Genomic DNA, 20847 nt, shown 5'->3' with positions numbered 1-20847 from the left:
CTATGAATAACACTTACGATTATATTATTGTTGGCGCCGGTTCTGCAGGTTGTGTACTTGCAAATCGCTTATCTGAAGATACAAACAATAAAGTGCTATTGCTAGAAACCGGTGGTAGCGATAAAAGTATATTTATAAAAATGCCAACGGCGCTCTCTATTCCTATGAATACAGATAAATACGCATGGCAATTTCACACTCAGCCAGAGCCGTATTTAGATAACCGAGAAATGCACTGCCCACGCGGTAAAGTGTTAGGCGGTTCGTCATCAATTAATGGCATGGTATATGTTCGCGGCCACGCGAAAGATTTTGACGAGTGGCAACAACACGGTGCTAACGGCTGGGATTATCAGTCGTGCTTACCTTACTTTAAAAAAGCAGAAAGCTTTTATTTAGGTGAAAATGCGCACCGTGGTGGCACAGGCCCGCTTGGCGTTAATAACGGTAACGAAATGCAAAACCCGCTTTACACCACCTTTATTAAAGCAGGCGTAGAAGCAGGGTATGCACACACAGACGACTACAACGCAGCTCAGCAAGAAGGCTTTGGCCCAATGCACATGACCGTTAAAGACGGTGTGCGCAGTTCGGCCTCGCGCGAGTATTTAGACCCAGTAAAATCACGCAGTAACCTAACAGTTATTACAGGTGCTTTAGCACAAAAAGTGATTTTAGAAGGCAAAAAAGCCACAGGCATTGAGTACACAGTAAATGGCACTCTTAAAACGGCGCATGCGACTAAAGACGTTGTATTAAGTGCAGGTCCAATTGGCTCACCTCATATTTTACAGCTTTCGGGTATTGGCGATAAAGCCATACTTGAAGAAGCTGGTGTTGAGGTAAAGCATCATTTACCAGGCGTAGGTCAAAACTTACAAGATCATCTTGAGTTTTACTTTCAGTACAAGTGTAAACAACCTATTACCTTAAACGGTAAATTAGGTCTTATTTCAAAAGGCTTAATTGGCGCTAAATGGCTACTGACCCGAAAAGGCTTAGGTGCAACAAACCACTTTGAGTCGTGTGCGTTTATTCGCTCAAAACCAGACGTTGAATGGCCAGATATTCAGTACCACTTTTTACCAGCGGCGATGCGCTACGATGGGCGCAGTGCATTTGCGGGTCATGGTTTTCAGGTGCATGTAGGTCATAACAAACCTAAAAGCCGTGGTAGTGTCACTATTCAATCAGCTAATCCTGAGCAACCGCCGAAAATTTTATTTAACTACTTGCAGCATAAAGACGATATTGAAGGCTTTAGAGCGTGTGTGCGCCTAACTCGCGACATTATTGAACAAAGCGCATTTGATGACTACCGCGATGAAGAAATTCAACCAGGTAAGCACATTCAAACCGACGAAGAAATAGATGCTTTTGTACGCCAAGCAGTAGAAAGTGCCTATCACCCGTCTTGCTCTTGCAAAATGGGCGAAGATGATATGGCCGTGGTTAATTCTAATACCCAGGTTCACGGTATTGAAGGGCTGCGTGTTGTTGACTCGTCAATCTTCCCTACGGTGCCAAATGGCAACTTAAATGCCCCTACAATTATGGTTGCAGAAAAAGCAGCTGATCTAATTTTAGGTAAAACCCCACTTACACAGGCATCGGTAAACGTTGCCATGAGCAGTAATTGGCAAACAACGCAACGTAATAGCGAGATTTAATTAAGCCATAACGTGCCTAACACTATGTAGGGCACGTTCAACTTGCAGTGGCTCACGGCGTAAATTGGTTACGCGGTGTTTATGCAAGTAATAAAACAAAAACGGAGAACTTATGAGTTACTTTTATTCATTTTGGGAGGGCGATAATGACTATATGGCTTAGTGCTGGCATTATATTTACGCTACTTGCTGTTATTACTATTTTATTTAAATGGGGTAACGTACGCGTAGTAGGCGTAACACCAGTGAGAACTTTTACCTTTATCGCAATCTTATTTACCTCAGGCCTAGACGTTGGCCTAATCATGTTTCCATTAACCGAATTTGCAGGTTATGCAGACATAAAAGCAAGCCCAGAATACGCGTTTGCAAACCCACTGGCTATTGAGTTTGGCTATTGGGGATTCTTGATCTGGGGATTTTACTTTCTTACGTGCTTTTATTTCTGTGTAATAGAGCCCAAAGTTAAATTTTTCGAAATTTCATGGGTTAAGTTCATTAATAACGTAGTTATTATTGGCACATGTGCCTTTACAGCTTACCTACTGCTTTCTAACTTGCCGTGGTACTTACCAGAGCTAGGCGATGGTTCGAGCGTTATACCTACCTTCTACTTTATTGTATTTGCAGCTATTTGCTTTGCTGTGTACTCAAGTACAGATATTAAATACGTGCGCTTTTTAAGTATTTCTACAACGTGGTTATTTATCGCATTAATTGCCTTTATGTGGGCAGGTGCCTTTGTCGTTGGTGACAGCAAAATGTCGGCATTTACCAATAACCTTGCTGAAATTGGTACTTACTTTGCCAATATAAATCAGTTTGTTTTACCGCTTAATGACTACCATGAATTTTATCTATTTTGGTGGTTTGCGTGGAGCATTATGATTGGCCAATTTACGTCTCGTTTTGTAGGCGGCCTTAAAACATACCAAGTATTAGGTGCAATGTTGATATTTCCATCTATTCCGATTGCGATTTGGTTTAGCGTACTTTATCACTACCACGAAATGGGTATTTCAACAGCGGGTATTAAAAACTTTGCCATGGTATTTGTTGGGATAGTGTTTGTTATTAATTCGCTTGATTCATTAATACGCTTATACACAGATAACCTTAACTTAACGGTTAAACGTTTAGGTAAAAAGAACTATATGATACTCAATATTGTTGCCCTTTCGTTACTAACCCTATTGTTTAAGCTTGAGTTTTTACAAATTCAATGGGTTGGCGCGTTAGTAATTGCACTGTTTTTTGGCTGTGCTGCGTTTATTGGCTACAGCAAATTTAAAACGGTTAACAATATAGACAGTTCGCCAAAAGCAAACAAAATAGATTACACAAAAATAGAAACTGTACATTAGGGATCAACAATGAATAACAAACTAAAACAACTAGCAGTAGCACTACCTTTCGCACTTTTATCAACAACGGTGTCAGCTAACTGGTCAACAACCATTACAGCAGCATCTGATTATACTTTTAACGGTGTAACTCAAACTGATAGCGACCCTGCAATTCAAGCAAGCCTTGATTACGCTTTCGACAGCGGTGTGTATGCGGGTGCATGGGCATCTAATGTAGATTTTGGTGATGACACTGATTTTGAACTTGATGCCTACCTAGGTAAATACGTGCAATTAACTGACACGGTTAGCGCTGATTATGGTATTGCTTATTACACATACCAAGGTAATAACAGCGATGGTAACTACGCCGAAGCCTACACAAAATTTGGCTATGCAAGTGAGTATGGTCAAACAGAGCTAAACTTTTGGTATAGCTGGGATTACTTTGGTACAGGTGCTGGCCATGTTATTTCTATGATTGCCCACACCTTTGAAATTGCCCCAAATCATGCCATTCGTGCAAGCTTTGATATTTCTAATTCGCTTGATGGCGAAAAATGGGCATGGGATGTAAACCAAAAGAAATCATACAAACATTACCGCCTAGCGTACCAAACTAGCTACGAAGGCTTTGGCATTGAGATTGCTGCTGAAGACACAAGCCTAGATTACGATTACGCTGATGAGCGTATAGTACTTGCTATATCACGCACATTCGATTTATAAATTTGTAGTTGTTAGATTCTACAAACAAAAATGCCACTTTTAAAAGTGGCATTTTTTTTACTAAATTTTAAGGCTGTAGCCCTAAAGAACTTAGTTTTATTTAGGGGCGATTAAGCACAATACAGGGTTTAACGTTTCGTGGCCTAAATAACTGCACCAGTGAATGCTCAAGTTAATCGCTATCGGTAGGGGCAATTTAATACCATAGCCTTAGCCTAAAACCCTCCATAAGCTATTAAACTACCTATAATAATAAACAGACTCTAACTTTCTATTTCCCACGCGCTGGTACCCGCTGCAGATAAGTTAGCGGTATTTTTACGTAAAACTTTGTTACCCACATTGATAGATGATTGAGGGCGACTAACCAAATAGCCTTGAACAGAGCTTACTCCCATGCGTTTTACAAGTTCAAACTGCTCAATTTCTTCTACGCCCTCTGCCACTATTTTAAGTCCTAACTTTTGACCTAATTCGCTAATCGTATTAAGGATATCGTTGTACTTTGGACTTTTATCGGCTTGAGAGATAAACGAGCGATCTATTTTTATTACATCAATGGGCAAATCAGCCAATGTGCTTAATGAGCTAAAGCCGGTACCAAAATCGTCAATAGCAATTGTCACACCTTCTGCACGAAGCCGCTCAAGCTCTTCAATCATACTTTTACTGGCTTTAATAAACGTAGACTCTGTTATTTCTAGCATTAAAGAATGCGATGGCAGCCCTGTGTTTTTTAGGTTTTTCATTATCCAATCGTACACTGAGCGGTGTTTTAGTTGCACACCCGATACATTAACCGAAATTTTTACTTTGCGCATACCAGCATTATGCCATGCCGCCATTTGCCTACACGACTCATGCATAATCCAATCGCCAAGCTCTAAAATAAGGTTAGACTCTTCGGCAATAGGTATAAACTCCGCCGGTGAAATCATCCCTTCTATAGGGTGATCCCAGCGTGTAAGCGCTTCAAAATAATCTATCATGCAATCTTCTACATGCACGATAGGTTGAAACGATAAGTAAAAGTCTTTACACGCAACCGCTAAACGCAACTCTTCTAATAAATAGTGATAGCGGCGCATTTTATTACCCATCTCTGGGGAGTACACTTTAAAAATCCCTTTACCATCGCTTTTTGCACGGTACATTGCCACATCGGCCAATTGCAATAATGCTTGTGGGGTTGATGCGCTCTCTGGGTAAGCCGCTATACCAATACTGGCGCTAATTTTTATTATTTTATTACCTAGTACAAAGTCTTTTTCAAGTTCACTGAGTACGTGCTTAGCAATATCGACCACTTTATTATCGGTATCTACCGACTCAATAAAAATTGAAAATTCGTCACCGCCTAAACGTGATAAATTTTGCTCTAACTGATTCGCCTCGTTAATATTACTTAACTTATGATGGCGTAATACGTTAGCTAGGCGCGTAGCAACCTGCACCAAAATTTCATCACCAAAGCTGTGACCAAACGAGTCATTTACCTGTTTAAAGCCATCTAGGTCAATAAACAATAAGGCGCATTTAAGCTGCTCTTCATCAGTAAAATTTATTTGCCTATCTATATGCTCAATATAAGCATGGCGGTCAATGAGCAAGGTTAGCTTATCTTGGCAGATACTTGTTTGTGTTTGCTTTAAATAATTAGCAACATGGGTATTTAAATTGTTTATTGACTGGCTTAAATTGCCAAGCCCTGACGGGTTGTCGTGTTGGGGTTGTAGGTTAAAGGCAACAAGCAATTGATTAGCGTTGTTATTTAGCTGTGCAATTTGATGCTGATAAGAGATTTTTTTACGCTCTTTACGAATAATTGTAAAGCCAACAAACAATGCCATACACACCAATATAAAGTTTATTGGCGACGTTAGCGTCATTAAAATAAGCTTTGTTGCGTTTGCAGCGATAAATTCCGTGTCGGTAGTTTTAACTAACAAAAAATCGGCAGAAGGCTGGTGTATTAAATAGTGCCCATTGAGCATAGGGTTATACCAAGGCGCCATTTCGAGCGTTGTATCTACAATATCAAAGTGGCGTAAATCTATATCAGGGTTGAATAAATTAATGCGGTTAATTTGGTTTGTTAGCTCGATGTTTAAACAAAAGCAAAATAAGATAAATACAAAAAAAATGCCGCCTAAGGGTTTAAATTTATTCATCAACAAAATCCATCTAAATTACTTATCCTATAAACCCGTTACTAAAAGACGATTATATCGCCTATTTTTAGTACTAAGCAAGCCATAGCACAGTCCTTATTCATTGAATTTTTAGAACTGTACTCAAAAAGAATAAATTAATGCTTAATAATTAACTAATTATAGAGAGTGATGAATAAAAATAAACCTTAAGCTTAAAATGTTTGAAAAAACTAATATTACAAGTATTTAATACATACCATCGATTAGTTCGATAATTTTTTCTTTCGCGTCTATAAACTTATCCAAACCACCGCCGGTGCGATAAGATGCTTGCGCAATTTTTTTATTGGTTTGAGCGTCTGTAACCCAAATATTCGCGTATGACATGTACAACGCTAAATCCCAATGCCAGTTAGCCACGTAATAAGCAACGGCATTACACCCTGCGATGTCAGCATTAGGTAATTCAGTTTGATACTCCTGATGTTTCAATACATAGTTAGCAGCAATTACACGTGTTTTGACGTTATGTTTTGCAAACCCTTCTTCCATTGCTGTGACAACGCCTTCTTTAACTGCCTTATGTTCAGCTATACATACTACTTCTGGTTTCACAGTGTCAAAGCGAGTTATATCTTGCTTAGCAGCACAACCCGCTAGGGTTGCTACCATTGCAGCTGCGATAGTTATTTTTATTGTTTTCATATTCATCCTTTTAATGGTTATTTAAAGTTGCCATGCATAGCTCACTTTTGTAAAAAATGTGCGTTGATCTCTTTCAACGTGTTTTAGGGAATCGTCTTGATAGCTTTTATCTGAGTAGCCTAAATAAAATAATGTTTGAGCATTAATTTTGTACGAGTAAACTAATTGGCTGCCATAGTCTTTATTAATGTGGCTAACTTGGTAGTAGTAGGCGTCTTTATTTCTATCAATGTCTTCAAATTGCAATATAAGCTTGAGCATAGCGCGCATGCTAAATTTATAATAAAGCCTAAAATCTAATAAGTTAGCAGTATAAACTCGCTCCCCTTCAGGGTTATCTAATACGCTGTAGTTATGCGTAGCGTCTACTTGCCAATGATCGTTTATATCCCACGTAACTTGCGTTTGCGTAGCATACGAATCGCCAATTTGCTCATTGGCGTAATCAATGCGGCTGCCATACTCACCATAAAATGAAAGCCATATATTATTTTTAGGTTTAAAGCCCGTATAAACAAAGCCAATATTTTGGTTATAAAAAGCATCATTATAGTTTTCATAACGATGCAGTAAGCCAATTTCAAAAATAGACTGCTTTTGCCCTTTTAATGTTATAAACCCTTGGTATTCTTCTTCAAGTAGGTCGCCATTTTGCGCCCATGTTTTATCCCAATCAGCCTCATAAGACCATGACGTTAATAAGCCAGACTCATCTGCATACCAGGTTTGCCCGCCCCCAAAGCCTACGTTCTCATAATCTACTTTTTCTTGATAACCTAAGTCAGTACGATAGTCTTTACCTATATTTTCGTAGCTGGCAAACAAATTGTAGTCACGTTTATCACGGGTAAACTCTATAGCGTACGCTTCATCAGATTGAGTTTTAGATAAGTTATAGTTACTTGTTAAAAAATCAGAGTTTTTAGAATCTGTTGTAGCTACCTGGTAGGTCAGTAGATCTGATTGATTAAACCAATAGCTGCCATCGACAGAAAGCACTGTATTGGAGTAATCATCGCTTTCGCGGTGAGTCGTACTTAGCCCTATAGTGCCTTGTTGGCCAATATCGTATTGATAACGCGCTGCTGCTGCATGGGTTTTATCCTCTAAAATTGCAAAACCAGAGCCTTGATTTGTAGGCAATAAAATATTGCTATTATTGTCATCGGCATACATAAATGCATAGCTATGTTGCCCTGTTTTACCTGTTAATTTCGCCCCTACTTCAGGCTCTGCAATAGTGCGGGTATACAATAGTTCAAATAAACTGCTTTTAAAGTAGGATGCGCCATCTAAAAAAAATGGTCGTTTTTCTGCATAATAAATTGAGTACGTGGTATTCACATCAAGGGCTAACGCATCACTTTCTATTTGCGAAAAATCTGGGTTTATAGTGGCATTAATTACCGCATCTTGTGTAACCCCCCAGCGTAAATCAAGGCCAGCTTCAGTGTCTATATCACCATTATCCCACTGTCCTGGCAAGGTAGCTTTTGAATCATTTCTGAGCGCCGTAAGTGTGGGCGTTAGTTGCAGATTTTTGCTGGCTTTTATATTTTTAAAACCATTTAATTTATCAAACTGACATAAACTGCATTTTATATCTCGGTCAAACCCCATATTTGAAAGCTGATACAGTACATCACGTTGGTAATTTCGCATAAGGGCAAAGCCCCATGTTAAATCTGTTTTATTTTCAGGAAATCTTAGCGCTTTAAAAGGTATACGCATTTCAACCACAAACCCTTGGTCGGTAATTTGCCCTGCGCTATCCCATATTGCATCCCAAGACGGGTCTGATTGCCAGCCATCGGTGTCACTCATTCGCGTATCACCTTGCGCACCCAATGGATTTACATAAAATTCGTAAGCTGAACGTTCGTCGTTAAAAGTGTCAATAATTAAAATAACCGTATCATCTTGCCAAAGCGTATCTCTGTCGCGAAGAGAAGCTGTTATTTCGCTCGGCTGTGGATCTTCGGCTACAAAAGCAACATATAAGTGGCTGCCATCTTCATACATGTAAGCATCAGTTTTAACCGGTGGGGTGCCCTTTTCGTTAGGCTCATCTTGAAATGCTATAGGAACTAAAGTGGCATTTTGCCAGTGGGGCTCATCAAGTACGCCATCTACAGTAATATCTGCATTTATATGTACAAGAGAGTGCTGCTGTTTTTCACTGGCATAAAGGTGGTTAGAAAATAAAAGTGCTAATAAGAAGGGGAATAAAGCACTGCATTGTTTTTTTATAATTATTAAGTACTGCATAAACATCCATTTAGACGTGTTTACCCTTAAAAGGTAAACTTATTTATGCAGTGTAATTTAAGTCAGTACATTTGTTAATAGTTTGATACTAAAAACAATAGCTTTTTTAACTAATTAATATTAAAGGCTTAATTTAAAAGCTAGGTTTCAATTAATTTAAGCTTATTAGCCACACCATTCCAACTATCGGCATCAGCAGGCGCTGGTTTTACCTCAACAATGCGTGGCCACACCAATGCAAGCTCAGCATTAAGCTCGGTAAACTCTTTTTGGTCTTCCGGCAGCTCGTCTTCTTGGTAAATTGCTTCAGCTGGGCACTCTGGTACGCATAATCCACAATCTATGCAATCAATAGGGCTTATTGCTAAAAAGTTAGGGCCTTCGTAAAAGGCATCTGCAGGGCACACTGCCACACAATCTGTGTATTTACATTTAATACAGTTTTCGGTGACCACAAACGCCATAATAGTTTAAACCTAGTAATTAATTATCTACAGCGCGATCATACCCAACCCCATTAAAAACACAATAAATATGTGCCATCTGCGGTCAATTTAACGTAATATATGCGCCCTTAATGTATAGCCATTACGTGCCCTACACTTCTTATTGTGAGCGGATAATATTACCGCTAAGACACCTAAAAGAGATAACAATGATACGTTTAACCGAAATAAAGCTGCCGCTTGATCATAATGAAGACGCTATAGGCCAAGCCATAGTTGATAAACTAAAAATACAGCCAGCGCAGCTACACAGCTACAATGTGTTTAAACGTGGGTACGATGCACGTAAAAAAACGGCTATTTTACTTATTTATACCCTCGATATTGAAGTAGATAACGAAGAAGCGCTGTTAAACGCATTTGCTAAAGATCAGCACGTAAAACCAGCCCCCGATACCTCATACAAATTTGTTGCCCACGCCCCCGCTAACCTTACTGAGCGCCCTGTAGTAATTGGCTTTGGCCCATGTGGATTATTTGCGGGCTTAGTGCTGGCTCAAATGGGTTTTAATCCTGTTATTTTAGAGCGCGGTAAAGAAGTACGCGAACGCACCAAAGACACCTTTGGCTTTTGGCGTAAACGTACCCTTAATACAGAGTCTAATGTGCAGTTTGGCGAGGGTGGCGCAGGTACATTTTCAGACGGTAAACTATACAGCCAAGTAAAAGATCCAAAACATTACGGGCGTAAAGTTATCACCGAATTTGTAGAAGCCGGCGCACCAGATGAAATTTTATATGTAAGTAAGCCACACATTGGTACGTTTAAACTTGTTACCATGATTGAAAAAATGCGCGCACGTATTATTGAACTTGGCGGCGAAATCCGCTTTAGTACGCGCGTAGACGACATTCATATAGATGATGGACAAGTAACAGGCTTAACGCTTTCAAACGGTGAAAAGCTCAATACTCGCCATGTAGTACTTGCTGTGGGACATAGCGCCCGTGACACCTTTAAAATGATTCACGATAAAGGCATTTATGTAGAAGCTAAACCGTTTTCTGTGGGCTTTAGAATCGAGCACAAGCAATCGATGATTGATGAGTGTCGTTTTGGGCCTAACGCGGGTAACCCCATTTTAGGCTCTGCTGATTATAAACTCGTTCACCATTGTGATAATGGCCGCACAGTTTACAGCTTTTGTATGTGCCCAGGAGGGACTGTTGTAGCCGCCACCTCTGAAGAAGGCCGCGTAGTAACAAACGGTATGAGCCAATACTCTCGGAGTGAGCGCAATGCAAATAGTGCCATTGTAGTAGGTATTACACCTGAAAAAGACTTCCCTGGTCACCCGCTTGCCGGCATTGATTTGCAACGTAAACTAGAAGAGCAAGCCTATGCATTAGGCGGTAGCAACTACGATGCACCAGCACAGTTAATTGGCGACTTTTTAAAAGGAAAAGCATCGGGCGATTTAGGTGATGTACAACCGTCGTTTACACCAGGAATAAAACTCACCGATTTAGCAAATGTACTTCCGCAGTTTGCTATCGATGCAATACGCGAAGCTATTCCAGCCTTTAATAAGCAAATTCGTGGTTTTTCTACAAACGACGGTTTATTAACAGGGGTAGAAACCCGTACATCATCACCTATTAGTATCAAGCGCGATAAAAGCTTCCAAAGCATAAATACTAAAGGTTTATACCCAGCGGGTGAAGGCGCAGGTTACGCAGGTGGTATTTTATCTGCAGGTATTGATGGTATTAAAGCGGCTGAAGCCGTTGCACTCTCAATGTTAGAAAACGCTTAACCCTTTTAAATTATTAATCAAAAACCTCACTTAGTGAGGTTTTTTTGTTTAAACCTTGAGCTAAATTGAGGCACAAAAAAACCCGAGTAAACCTCAGGTTTTTAAAAGCGCTACACTTTGTAAGCTTACTTTTTAAGGGTAAGCTTGGCGCCTTTTAAGCTTTTACGCACATTCGAAATACGTGAGCGATTTACCGCACGTGCTTCGCCTGTTGCTTGGCCTGTTGGCTTATTAGTACGGCTACGACGTAAATGCGCTGGTTTTTTACCTATTTTATCAATAAGTACTTCACGGCTACTTACTTCATAACCCTCTAAGTAAACACGCTTGATTTTTTGGCCAATTAGCGACTCTATCTCAAACAAGGTGTTTTCTTCTTCGCGGCTTACAAACGAAATAGCTTGGCCTTGATTACCAGCACGACCTGTACGGCCAATGCGGTGCACGTAATCTTCTGCAAGCCATGGTAAATCAATATTAATTACTCGTGGTAGGCCTTCAATATCAATACCACGCGCTGCAACTTCGGTAGCCACTAAAACACGTACTTTGCCTTCTTTAAATTCACGAAGTGCGCGTCGGCGGTTACCTTGCGATTTATCACCATGACATACAGTGGCAGGAATACCATCAAGGTTAAGTTCTTTAACCAGCTCATCCGCCGTTTCTTTCATGTTTACAAACACAAGTACCTGTTGCCAATTCTTTTTACCAATCAGCTCAGAAAGCAGCTCTTGCTTACGGCGCTCTTCAACTGGGTACACAACATGCTGTACCGTACTTGCAGTACTATTAGTTTGATCTACGCGAACAATTTCAGGCTGTTTTAATACTTTTGCTGCAAACTGCTTAATAGCCGCTGGAAAAGTGGCTGAAAAAAGTAAAATTTGGCGCTGCTCGTCACAACTTTTAATAACACTTTGCATATCTTCAATAAAGCCCATATCAAGCATACGGTCAGCTTCATCAAGTACTAAGTGTTTAACACTTGCTAGGCTTAAATTACCTAAACGAATATGATCAAGTAAACGCCCTGGGGTTGCAACTACAACATCTACGCCGTCTTTAAGTGCATTTGCTTGGCCTGCGGTATTAACACCGCCAAATAAGCTCACTACTTTTAAAGCGGTATGTTTTGCATAGGCTTTAAAGTTATTTGCTATTTGCTCTGCCAGCTCACGAGTTGGCGCAAGCACTAACGCGTGCGGAGCATTGCTTGTGCTTAGCTCAGATTCAGTTAATTTTTGGATGATAGGTAAAGCAAACGCAGCCGTTTTACCTGTGCCTGTTTGGGCACTTGCTAAAACGTCTTTACCTTTACGAACAGCCGGAATAGCTGAACGCTGAATGGGCGTAAGGGTGTGGTAATTAAGTTCGTCTAACGCCTGAATAAGTTCAGGGGAAAAACTAAAAGATTTAAAATTCATGCTGTATAACCTGCGGCCACATTTATCAAGGGTCGCAAATTATACAGCAAAAATGAGTCAACAGTTAGTGATTAGTGTTTATAAACTTGATTAATCTTGCTTATACCGTTTAAAAATAAGAGATGTATTAATCCCACCAAATGCAAAGTTATTACTCATGACATAATCGGTGTTAATTTCTCGCCCTTGTGTCTTAATATAATCAAGCTCAGCGCAATCATTATCTATATCGGTTAAATTTATTGTAGGTGCAAACCAATTATCGCTCATCATATTAATAGTAGCCCATGCTTCTATTGCACCACACGCCCCTAAAGTATGCCCTAAATAGCTTTTTAAAGAACTAATAGGTTTAACTCCCAGCGCATTAAAAGTAGCATGAGACTCAGCAATATCACCTCTATCGGTTGAGGTACCATGCGCATTGACATAACCTACTTTATCAGGTGATAAATTGGCATCTTGCAATGCCATTTCAATGGCTATTTGCATGGTATCTGAAGATGGTTGAGTAACATGTTGTCCATCAGAGTTACAGCCAAAACCGACAACCTCAGCCAATATATTTGCCCCTCTAGCTTTAGCATGCTCATACTCTTCAAGTATTAAAGTACCGGCACCTTCTCCTATAACCAAGCCATCACGGTTTTTATCAAATGGGCGAGGCGTATTTTTAGGGGTGTCATTTTTAATACTTGTAGCATACAGCGTATCAAATACAGCTGCTTCGGTAATACAAAGTTCTTCTGCCCCCCCTGCTACCATTATTTTTTGACGACCAAATTTAATTGCCTCATAAGCATAGCCAATACCCTGCGAGCCAGACGTACATGCCGAACTTGTGGTGATCACTCGTCCTTTTATGCCAAAAAATACGCCTACATTTACTGGCGCTGTATGTGCCATCATTTGAATATAGCTTGTAGCTGTGACTCCAGACATTGAGCCACTTTCCAACATATTCGCAAATGCGAGAAGTGGCGGTGTTGAGCCGGTGGATGAGCCATATGCTACACCGGTAGAGCCATCTGTAAGACTTTTATGTTCAAGTAAATCTGCTTGCTCAAGCGCACGCTCAGTTGCACGTGTGGACATAAGTGCCACTCGCCCCATTGAGCGTATTTGCTTACGTTTATAATGGTTAGGTTTTTCAAAATGGGTGACAGGGGCAGCTAAGCGCGTATTAAGCCCATCAGCTTTATCCCATTCACGCATTGTTACAACTGCATTTTCACCTTTAATCAAGGCGCTTTTAAATTCATCCCAATCATCGCCCAATGCGGTTATAACCGACATCCCTGTAACAACAACACGTTTCATTAAACCATCCCGCCGTTAACCGAAATAACTTGGCGAGTGATGTAAGCAGCATCATCAGACATTAAAAATGCAACCGTACCAGCCACTTCGTTCACTGTTCCCATACGTTTAAGTGGAATCATTTTCATCATTTCAGCAACCGGAAGCTCATCCGTCATTGCTGTTTCAATTAAACCAGGCGCTACACAATTTACAGTAATTTTTCGCTTAGCTAGTTCCAGCGATAGAGCTTTGGTAGCGCCAATAATACCTGCTTTCGCTGCGCTGTAATTTACTTGCCCTCTGTTGCCCGCAATACCCGACACTGAAGCCATAGTAATAATGCGCCCACCTTTACGAGTTTGTACCATGGGCATAACTGTTGGGTGCACAACATTATAAAAGCCATCTAACCCAGTTCTAATTACGCTATCCCAATCATCGCCCTGCATTGCCGGAAAAGCCATATCGTTGGTAATGCCCGCATTACACACCACACCATAGTAAGCACCATTGTTTGTAATATCTTGCTCAATTTGTTGCTTTGCCGCTGCTCTATCGCATACGTCAAATTGTAGTAGTGTAGTGCTTTGTCCAAGTGCGTGTATTTCTGCACATGTTTGCTTAGCTTGCTCTAAACCAGTTCTGCAATGAACAGTAATGTCATAGCCTTGAGCTGCAAGTTTAAGTGCAATAGCCTTACCTATACCCCGGCTAGAGCCGGTCACTAAAATTCTTTTATTCATTGGTTTTCTCTTATAAATTCCAGCGGTTCTTCTGGCTGAAATACATTTATTTTTGCATCACACAGTATTTTTTTATTTTCACTTATTTGGCATTCAAACACACTTAAACCAGATTCTTCTTGGTAAAGCTTGTGAACATAAATAGTTAAGGTGCTGTTTTTATAAAACATGGCCTGATGTGTTTTATATTTTCGCGTGCCGATCAAAAAGCCAATTTTAACCGCTTCATTAATATCGTTAGCTAATGCTCCAGCATAGGCAGCTATAGACTGGGCCATATATTCAACACCTATATAACTTGGCACTCCCTCAATTTGCTCATTATAAAAAGGGCTTTGGGGTGTAATAGTCACAGAGCAGGCTGCACTTTCATCGCTGTATTCAACTAACTGATCTATTAAAATCATAGGAGCATCGTGGGGTACAACCTGCTCTATAGAATAATTATTCATTATGAGTACCTAAAATCAAACTGGCATTATTCCCACCAAACGCAAATGAGTTAGATAGACAGTAATTTAATTTAACCGTGCTAGCTTGCTCAATAACGTTGATATCTGCGAGCTTATTTCTGTGTGTGCATTTATTAAAAGGCAAAGTAATATTTCCTCTCCCTCTGAGCAACAGCCAACAAATACCTGCTTCAATTGCACCAGCTGCACCTAAAGTGTGCCCAGTTAAGTACTTACTGGAGCTCAGCGGTGTATTGTTGCCAAACACACTATTAATTGCAAGGGCTTCCATTTCGTCATTTTTAATTGTTGCTGTGCCGTGTGCATTTATATAGTCAATATCACTAGGTAATAAGTCAGCAACGGCCAGAGCTGCTTTCATTGCCGATTTTGCACCATTACCGCTAGGGTCTGGCGCCGAAATGTGATGAGCATCAGAGCTTTCACCACCACCTAAAAACATGACGCCATTTTCTAACGGTGCTTCTTTACTCATGACAAATAACGCAGCACCCTCACCAATATTAATACCATCTCTGTCATCGCAAAAAGGCTTACACATTCCAGTGCTCATTGATGCCAAGGCATTAAATCCATTAATGGTAAGTTTGCAAAGGCTGTCTACGCCACCACAAATTACAACGTCTGCTAAGTCAGCAGTTATTAAAGCTTTTGCGCTAATGAGAGCTTTAGCACTTGAGGTACATGCCGTTGAAATACTATAACAAGGACCTAACGCCCCTACTTTTTCGGCTATGTAATGCGAAGGAGTAGCAAGTTCTTGATCAGCATATAAAAAGTCACTTGGCCACACACCTGAACTGTCGTGTTCAGCTCGAGCTTGTTCGCCATCATGCACCCCAGATGTACTTGTACCTACCACAACAGCAATTCGTGATTTATCAATATGTGAAAAACGCTTAAGTGTTGGGGATATTTGCTCAAGGGCTATATCAATTAGCGTATCAATACGGTGCTTTTGATTTAGAGGAACGCAGTCCACGTGCCCAACATAAAATGGCAAACCCTCTGTGCTTAAATCTTTTGTCTTTAAAAGCTGTGGGGCTTCATTATTTTGTAAGTTATTTAGGCTAATAATTGTATCTTCAACGCCTTTGCCCATTGCACTTACAATGCCTAAATCATTTAACCAAAAAGTCACTAGTTTACCTTCTCAAATGTAATTTGATAATGTCGCTCACTATTATTTAGTACTGTTTTATTATCGCTATAATTTATTGTAATAATCGAGCGGTTATTTTTTACTACACGCCTTTGTGTGGCTATCTGCTTTATAATCGCCCCAGATATTTTCTCATTAAGAAATAATACAGGCCAATGCACTAAGGCAATATCTGCCAATATATAAGCTGGGTCTAAATCAACACCGAGTATCATTTTAGTAACATTAGATGGTTGGTTATTTAGTTTCTCAAGCTTTAAAATAGGTAAGCCTTGTGTAGTCATTAACAATAAGTTGATAGTACCCTGCTTGTTTATTTCTAATTGTGCTAATAATGTATGCTCTTTCTCATTGTTTTGAATATATAAAACATGCTGCCAATTTTGATCAAACATTTGTACAGGCACATGCGAAATATCAAGTGTAGTGGCTGCAGAAATATCAACACGCTCACTGCTTTTATATGTGCTACTACATGCTGTTATGCAAACACACACTAAAGCTATAAAAGTACATTTTAAAAAGTGTCTGATATGAGCCTCAATAACTGGGATTAATTTTGACATAGCTGCGCTAATACATTTAAACGACGCTCACTTTGAGCAACAAATGGATTATTTTTATCCCATGCGTAACCCGCTAAAATAGCACTGATCATTTCACGAACCTGCGAGTTTTGTTCTGAATAAAAAATAACGTCTTGAAATCGGGTATCGTACCAACCTTTAACAAAGGTTTTAAAACAATCAACTCCTGCCTGCAATGGCTCGGCGTAACATTCCTCAAAATCAATCACTTCTCCATTTAAATAATCATCAATAAGGGGGGCAATTAAGTGTGCAGACTTTAAAGCAATAGTCACCCCAGATGAAAACACCGGATCTAAAAATTCACCCGCATTGCCTAGTAAAGCAAAATGTTTTCCATGTAGCGTACATACATTAGCAGAGTAACCACTAATGCTACGTGCCTGTGTTATAGGTACGCGATTAGCTAAAAGTTTTTTTAAGTAAGGGTCTTGCTCTATAAACTGTTTTAAGGTGTCAGCTTCACTACTCTCATTAAAGCGTGTTTGCTTTGCAACAACCCCAATGCTGGACGTGCCATCACTAAAGGGGATGAGCCAATACCAAACATCATTAAATTTAGGGTGAACGGTTATTAAAATTTTATTTCTATCAAACATCTCGTCAGTAATGCCATCATTAAAGTGACTGAAATAAGCACTACGCACAGGAAAAGTAGAAGGTTTTTCTAAATTTAAAAGTTTTGGTAAAACTCGGCCGAAACCGCTCGCATCAAGTACAAACTTAGCCCTTACGTCATACGTTTGTTTTTTATTATTTTGCACTTGCAGCGTCGCACTAGCAGCTTCATCAGTAAAACCAATAACACTATGCTGATAGCGAATTTCAACGCCTTGATGCTGCGCTCTATCAGCAATCAGCTTATCAAAATCAGCCCGTTTAACTTGAAAAGTAGTACCCGGGCCTGGGCTAAATTTTTCAGTAAAATTTATAGCTGTATTTTGGCCATTACGATGAAACGCAGCACCATCTTTAAATTGAAAGCCAAGCTCATCCGCATATTCATGTATTGTGTTAACTAGCCCAGCATCCGCTAAATATTCCATACATTGAGGTAATAAGCTTTCGCCAATTGAAAAACGAGGAAACACTTGTTGCTCTAGCACCAGCACTTTCCAGCCTTTTTGTACTAATAAGCTACTTACAAGTGCACCTGAAGGCCCTGCCCCTATAACCACAACATCATACTGCTCAAGGTTGTTCAAATTATTATTCCTTTTGAGACTTTAATACACTTAATGGAGATAAAATATATACGGCTAAAATCCCTACCATAACAGTAAGGCCAAAACTAAAAATGGCGGGGGTATCTGAAAAGGCGAGCATACCAAATACACACATCGAAGAGGCGGCCGACAAGCTAATGGCCAATACATTTACCGCCGTTAAGTTGTTAATTTGGTAAAACACTAAATAATCTATGGCTAGGCCAATAATGAGTAAGCCACCTAGCAGATTAAAAATTGAGATACTTCCTTGCGCTGCATTACATACCCAAAGCATAGTCAATAGGCTGGCACTTAATGTTATCACCTGCACAGTGCCAATCCGAAGGCCAAATTTATAGCTAAATAAAACAAAGCAAATAACAATGGCCACGCCCAATGTAAGCAATAAATACTGGCTGTAGTTTTCAAGTAGGCTACTGATTTGCTCAGGCTTGTTATATATAAACGCATCTTCATAAGCATTAACGCTAGAAGTTAACGCGTGCGTGGATATTCCCGATACAGAAAACCAAGTAACAGCCTTATTAGGCTCAACAAACATTTGTGCATTTAAAAGTGCTGAAAAATGACTATTTGCTAAAGCGTCGTAACTCAAAAGTTCTGTGTTAGCTGACTCAACTTTTATCCCTGTATATTTTTCAGTGATAATTAACACATCGTTTTTAACAGCCCCGTTAAAGAGCGCTAAATTATTTTTTTGCGTGCGCTTACTAGGTAACCAACGCTTAATAGCATTGTGTTTAAGATGTGGGTTAATACGCTTTAAATCATCTATTAGTCGCTCTTGCTTTTGCAGTAGTTGTTCAGCATTTGATGCAAATAAAAATACAATGTGGGCATCTAACTGTCCCATTAAAGTTAAATGCTTTTGCTCATTAAGTATTAGTTGCTGTGGGCTTGCATTTAGTAAACGTACATCGTTGTTAAATGAAATGGGTTTAAGATAAAACAAAAACATTAACACCAGCCCCAATACGAGTAAAACCGATTGCTTACAACGGTTAAAGCGCACCATTAAACCTAATAACTGCTGACTTTTAATCAAACTTCGCTCAGAGAGTACAAGCTTAGATTGCCAGATAGGTAATATAATTAATGTGAATAACCAGGCGCTCGCAAGCCCAGCAATTACAAACACTGCTACTTGCGATAAAAGTGAAATTGGCGCACCTAATAAACAGCTATAGCCGAGGCCTGTTGTAATAAAAGATAAAAGCAAAGCTGTTTTTGTGCCTTTACTTAACCCACTACTTTGGTAAAAACTGTTGCCATACGCTAAATCAGTCATCGCATGAAATGCATAATCAATAGCTATACCAATTAGGGTTACAGCAAAAACTAGTGTTAACAAATGAATCGAATTAAACACAAATACCATGGCCGTAGCACCACCAGCCAGTGCACTAAGTACGGTTAAGCTTGCAAGCAAAATGCTACTGACTTGCCTAAATACCCAAAACACCATTAAAAGTAATGCGATTACACTAAGGCCACCAAATAAGCTCATTTCATACTTAGCTTGCTGAGCGTTTTCAGCTGTATGAAAAAGAGCACCTGAATAGCGAATAGTGGTCTGTGGGTACGTATCATTTAAACTTTCAAGCTTATTTTTAATGCTGCTCGCAAGCTTAATAGACTCATCAATTGGGAGGCTATTGTTAGGAATGGTAGCCAATATAACAGCATAATCAGTATGATTTAGACGGCGCGTTAACCGCTCATTTTTTAAAGAGAACAACTGACTTTGTTTTAAATTATCGCCTATAAATGCAGCAAGACTTAAACTAATATCGGCTTTTAGGGTGGCACTTACAAAAGGGTTTCCTAATTGATTTAATTGAGTAAGGTAAAATAACTCAAACTGTGCTTTATCAACCATACTATTTTTATAATTGTCGCTGAGCAGCGCATGTTGATACGCAGAGAACACTGAAGATAACTGCTCAATGCTTGGCAGTTCAAAGCTATTTTTTATATCACGTTTTAACAGCCATGATTTAAGCTCGTCATGTGCTAAGTTTTTACCATCACCAGTAAATGAAAACATAATACGGTTTGCATTTTTTTTAAAAAAGACCTCTTCGCCGTACGCCAATTGAGAATGTGATTTTGGTAATAAACTAAACATATCAGCATTTAATACAGGCTTAGTGATATACAAAGCAGCACAAAGTAAAACAGCTAAAAAAACAAACCATGTAATAAGTACACTAATACGTTTAATCACATCACTTTTCCGAAGGTTACTTACACTTATTAATTATTAGGTGTATTTGCATAAGAAAATTTTATTACTGTGTTGCTACCCGAGTGCTCATTTAAGGTTATACTTTGTACACGCTGGTTATTTTCACAAAGAATAAAATGGCTAAACAGCTGTTTTAATAGCGTATCTTTTGGCTTTAATAATAAACAGCCTGTTTGATTTGTTACATCAAAACGCGCATATAAGGCTTTCATATCTAATGCGAGTAAGTCAGTTAATAAGCCTACAAACTGCTCGCTGCCAGGCTGAGGAGTAAGCTCACCCTCTTTATTTTTCACAAATACTTGGCCATTCTCGATTAGTAATGTACTTTGCACTGGTGTTTTTACATACCAAAGCAGCTTTTCCCCTTCAAGTGTAAACTCCCCTTTAGAGATGAATGGTTTAGAGAAGCCGGCAAAATGCTTTAATTGCTTAAATTCACCCGAAACTGTCGTAGCAGCTAATAAACTGGCACTAAAAAAAACAAAATAAAGAGCACTAACAAATACACAATTTTTTAAATAATTCATAGCATCATCCAA

General features: G+C 39.4%; 17 protein-coding genes. 4 read left to right on the top strand and 13 right to left on the bottom strand.

Translation table 11 applies throughout. The features are described from left to right. Nucleotides 1-2: 2 nt before the first annotated feature. From betA to AN395_RS02005, 3 genes are all read left to right on the top strand, one after another. Nucleotides 3-1670 carry a choline dehydrogenase gene (gene betA / locus AN395_RS02015; protein WP_054981897.1) on the top strand — a complete coding sequence of 556 codons (1668 nt, stop codon included), beginning with the start codon at nt 3-5 and terminating at the stop codon, nt 1668-1670. 146 nt (nt 1671-1816) lie between these two features. Then, nucleotides 1817-3034 (top strand): BCCT family transporter, encoded by a 1218-nt coding sequence (locus AN395_RS02010; protein WP_054981896.1) that lies wholly within the window; start codon nt 1817-1819, stop codon nt 3032-3034. Between the two features lie 9 nt (nt 3035-3043). Then, complete coding sequence (locus AN395_RS02005; protein ID WP_054981895.1) at nt 3044-3745, top strand: TorF family putative porin; 702 nt, start codon at nt 3044-3046, stop codon at nt 3743-3745. Nucleotides 3746-4008: 263 nt separating this feature from the next. Here AN395_RS02005 and AN395_RS02000 read toward each other — a convergent pair whose 3' ends face one another. The 4 genes from AN395_RS02000 to fdxA form a co-directional block, all read right to left on the bottom strand. Continuing rightward, the gene (locus AN395_RS02000; RefSeq protein WP_054981894.1) at nt 4009-5916 is read right to left on the bottom strand and encodes a bifunctional diguanylate cyclase/phosphodiesterase; all 1908 of its coding nucleotides are present in this window, start codon (nt 5914-5916) and stop codon (nt 4009-4011) included. A gap of 228 nt (nt 5917-6144) precedes the next feature. Further along, nucleotides 6145-6603: an Sbal_3080 family lipoprotein gene (locus AN395_RS01995; protein ID WP_004586456.1), complete on the bottom strand. Its 459-nt coding sequence runs from the start codon at nt 6601-6603 to the stop codon at nt 6145-6147. Nucleotides 6604-6624: 21 nt separating this feature from the next. Beyond that, nucleotides 6625-8871 carry a carbohydrate binding family 9 domain-containing protein gene (locus AN395_RS01990; RefSeq protein ID WP_054982114.1) on the bottom strand — a complete coding sequence of 749 codons (2247 nt, stop codon included), beginning with the start codon at nt 8869-8871 and terminating at the stop codon, nt 6625-6627. A gap of 140 nt (nt 8872-9011) precedes the next feature. Continuing rightward, nucleotides 9012-9335, bottom strand: a complete 324-nt coding sequence (fdxA, locus tag AN395_RS01985; RefSeq protein WP_029774458.1) for a ferredoxin FdxA — start codon at nt 9333-9335, stop codon at nt 9012-9014. A 191-nt stretch (nt 9336-9526) separates the two neighbouring features. Here fdxA and AN395_RS01980 point away from each other — a divergent pair, with 191 nt between their 5' ends. Next, nucleotides 9527-11134 (top strand): NAD(P)/FAD-dependent oxidoreductase, encoded by a 1608-nt coding sequence (locus AN395_RS01980; protein ID WP_029774457.1) that lies wholly within the window; start codon nt 9527-9529, stop codon nt 11132-11134. 125 nt (nt 11135-11259) lie between these two features. Here AN395_RS01980 and AN395_RS01975 read toward each other — a convergent pair whose 3' ends face one another. The 9 genes from AN395_RS01975 to AN395_RS01935 form a co-directional block, all read right to left on the bottom strand. Then, the gene (locus tag AN395_RS01975; protein ID WP_004586461.1) at nt 11260-12561 is read right to left on the bottom strand and encodes a DEAD/DEAH box helicase; all 1302 of its coding nucleotides are present in this window, start codon (nt 12559-12561) and stop codon (nt 11260-11262) included. A gap of 90 nt (nt 12562-12651) precedes the next feature. Further along, nucleotides 12652-13881, bottom strand: coding sequence for a beta-ketoacyl-ACP synthase (locus AN395_RS01970; protein ID WP_054981893.1), 1230 nt, complete (start codon nt 13879-13881; stop codon nt 12652-12654). Next, nucleotides 13881-14606, bottom strand: coding sequence for a 3-oxoacyl-ACP reductase FabG (gene fabG, locus AN395_RS01965; protein ID WP_054981892.1), 726 nt, complete (start codon nt 14604-14606; stop codon nt 13881-13883). Before fabG ends, AN395_RS01970 begins: the two co-directional genes overlap by 1 nt. Continuing rightward, nucleotides 14603-15058, bottom strand: coding sequence for a hotdog family protein (locus AN395_RS01960; protein WP_054981891.1), 456 nt, complete (start codon nt 15056-15058; stop codon nt 14603-14605). Before AN395_RS01960 ends, fabG begins: the two co-directional genes overlap by 4 nt. Continuing rightward, nucleotides 15051-16220, bottom strand: a complete 1170-nt coding sequence (locus AN395_RS01955; RefSeq protein WP_054981890.1) for a beta-ketoacyl-ACP synthase — start codon at nt 16218-16220, stop codon at nt 15051-15053. The genes AN395_RS01960 and AN395_RS01955 overlap by 8 nt, the downstream gene beginning before the upstream one ends. Beyond that, the gene (locus AN395_RS01950) at nt 16220-16807 is read right to left on the bottom strand and encodes a DUF3261 domain-containing protein (RefSeq protein WP_054981889.1); all 588 of its coding nucleotides are present in this window, start codon (nt 16805-16807) and stop codon (nt 16220-16222) included. The genes AN395_RS01955 and AN395_RS01950 overlap by 1 nt, the downstream gene beginning before the upstream one ends. Then, entirely contained in the window at nt 16795-18033 is a 1239-nt protein-coding gene (locus tag AN395_RS01945) for an NAD(P)/FAD-dependent oxidoreductase (RefSeq protein ID WP_054981888.1), read from the bottom strand. The genes AN395_RS01950 and AN395_RS01945 overlap by 13 nt, the downstream gene beginning before the upstream one ends. A gap of 4 nt (nt 18034-18037) precedes the next feature. Beyond that, entirely contained in the window at nt 18038-20284 is a 2247-nt protein-coding gene (locus AN395_RS01940; RefSeq protein WP_054981887.1) for a hypothetical protein, read from the bottom strand. Between the two features lie 29 nt (nt 20285-20313). Next, nucleotides 20314-20835, bottom strand: a complete 522-nt coding sequence (locus AN395_RS01935; protein WP_054981886.1) for an outer membrane lipoprotein carrier protein LolA — start codon at nt 20833-20835, stop codon at nt 20314-20316. Nucleotides 20836-20847 lie beyond the last annotated feature (12 nt).

The sequence above is a fragment of the Pseudoalteromonas sp. P1-30 genome, from assembly GCF_001400005.1.
Taxonomy (GTDB): Bacteria; Pseudomonadota; Gammaproteobacteria; order Enterobacterales; family Alteromonadaceae; genus Pseudoalteromonas; species Pseudoalteromonas atlantica.
The sequence above is the reverse complement of the archived record's forward strand: the minus strand, read 5'-3'. Positions and strand labels throughout refer to the sequence as shown.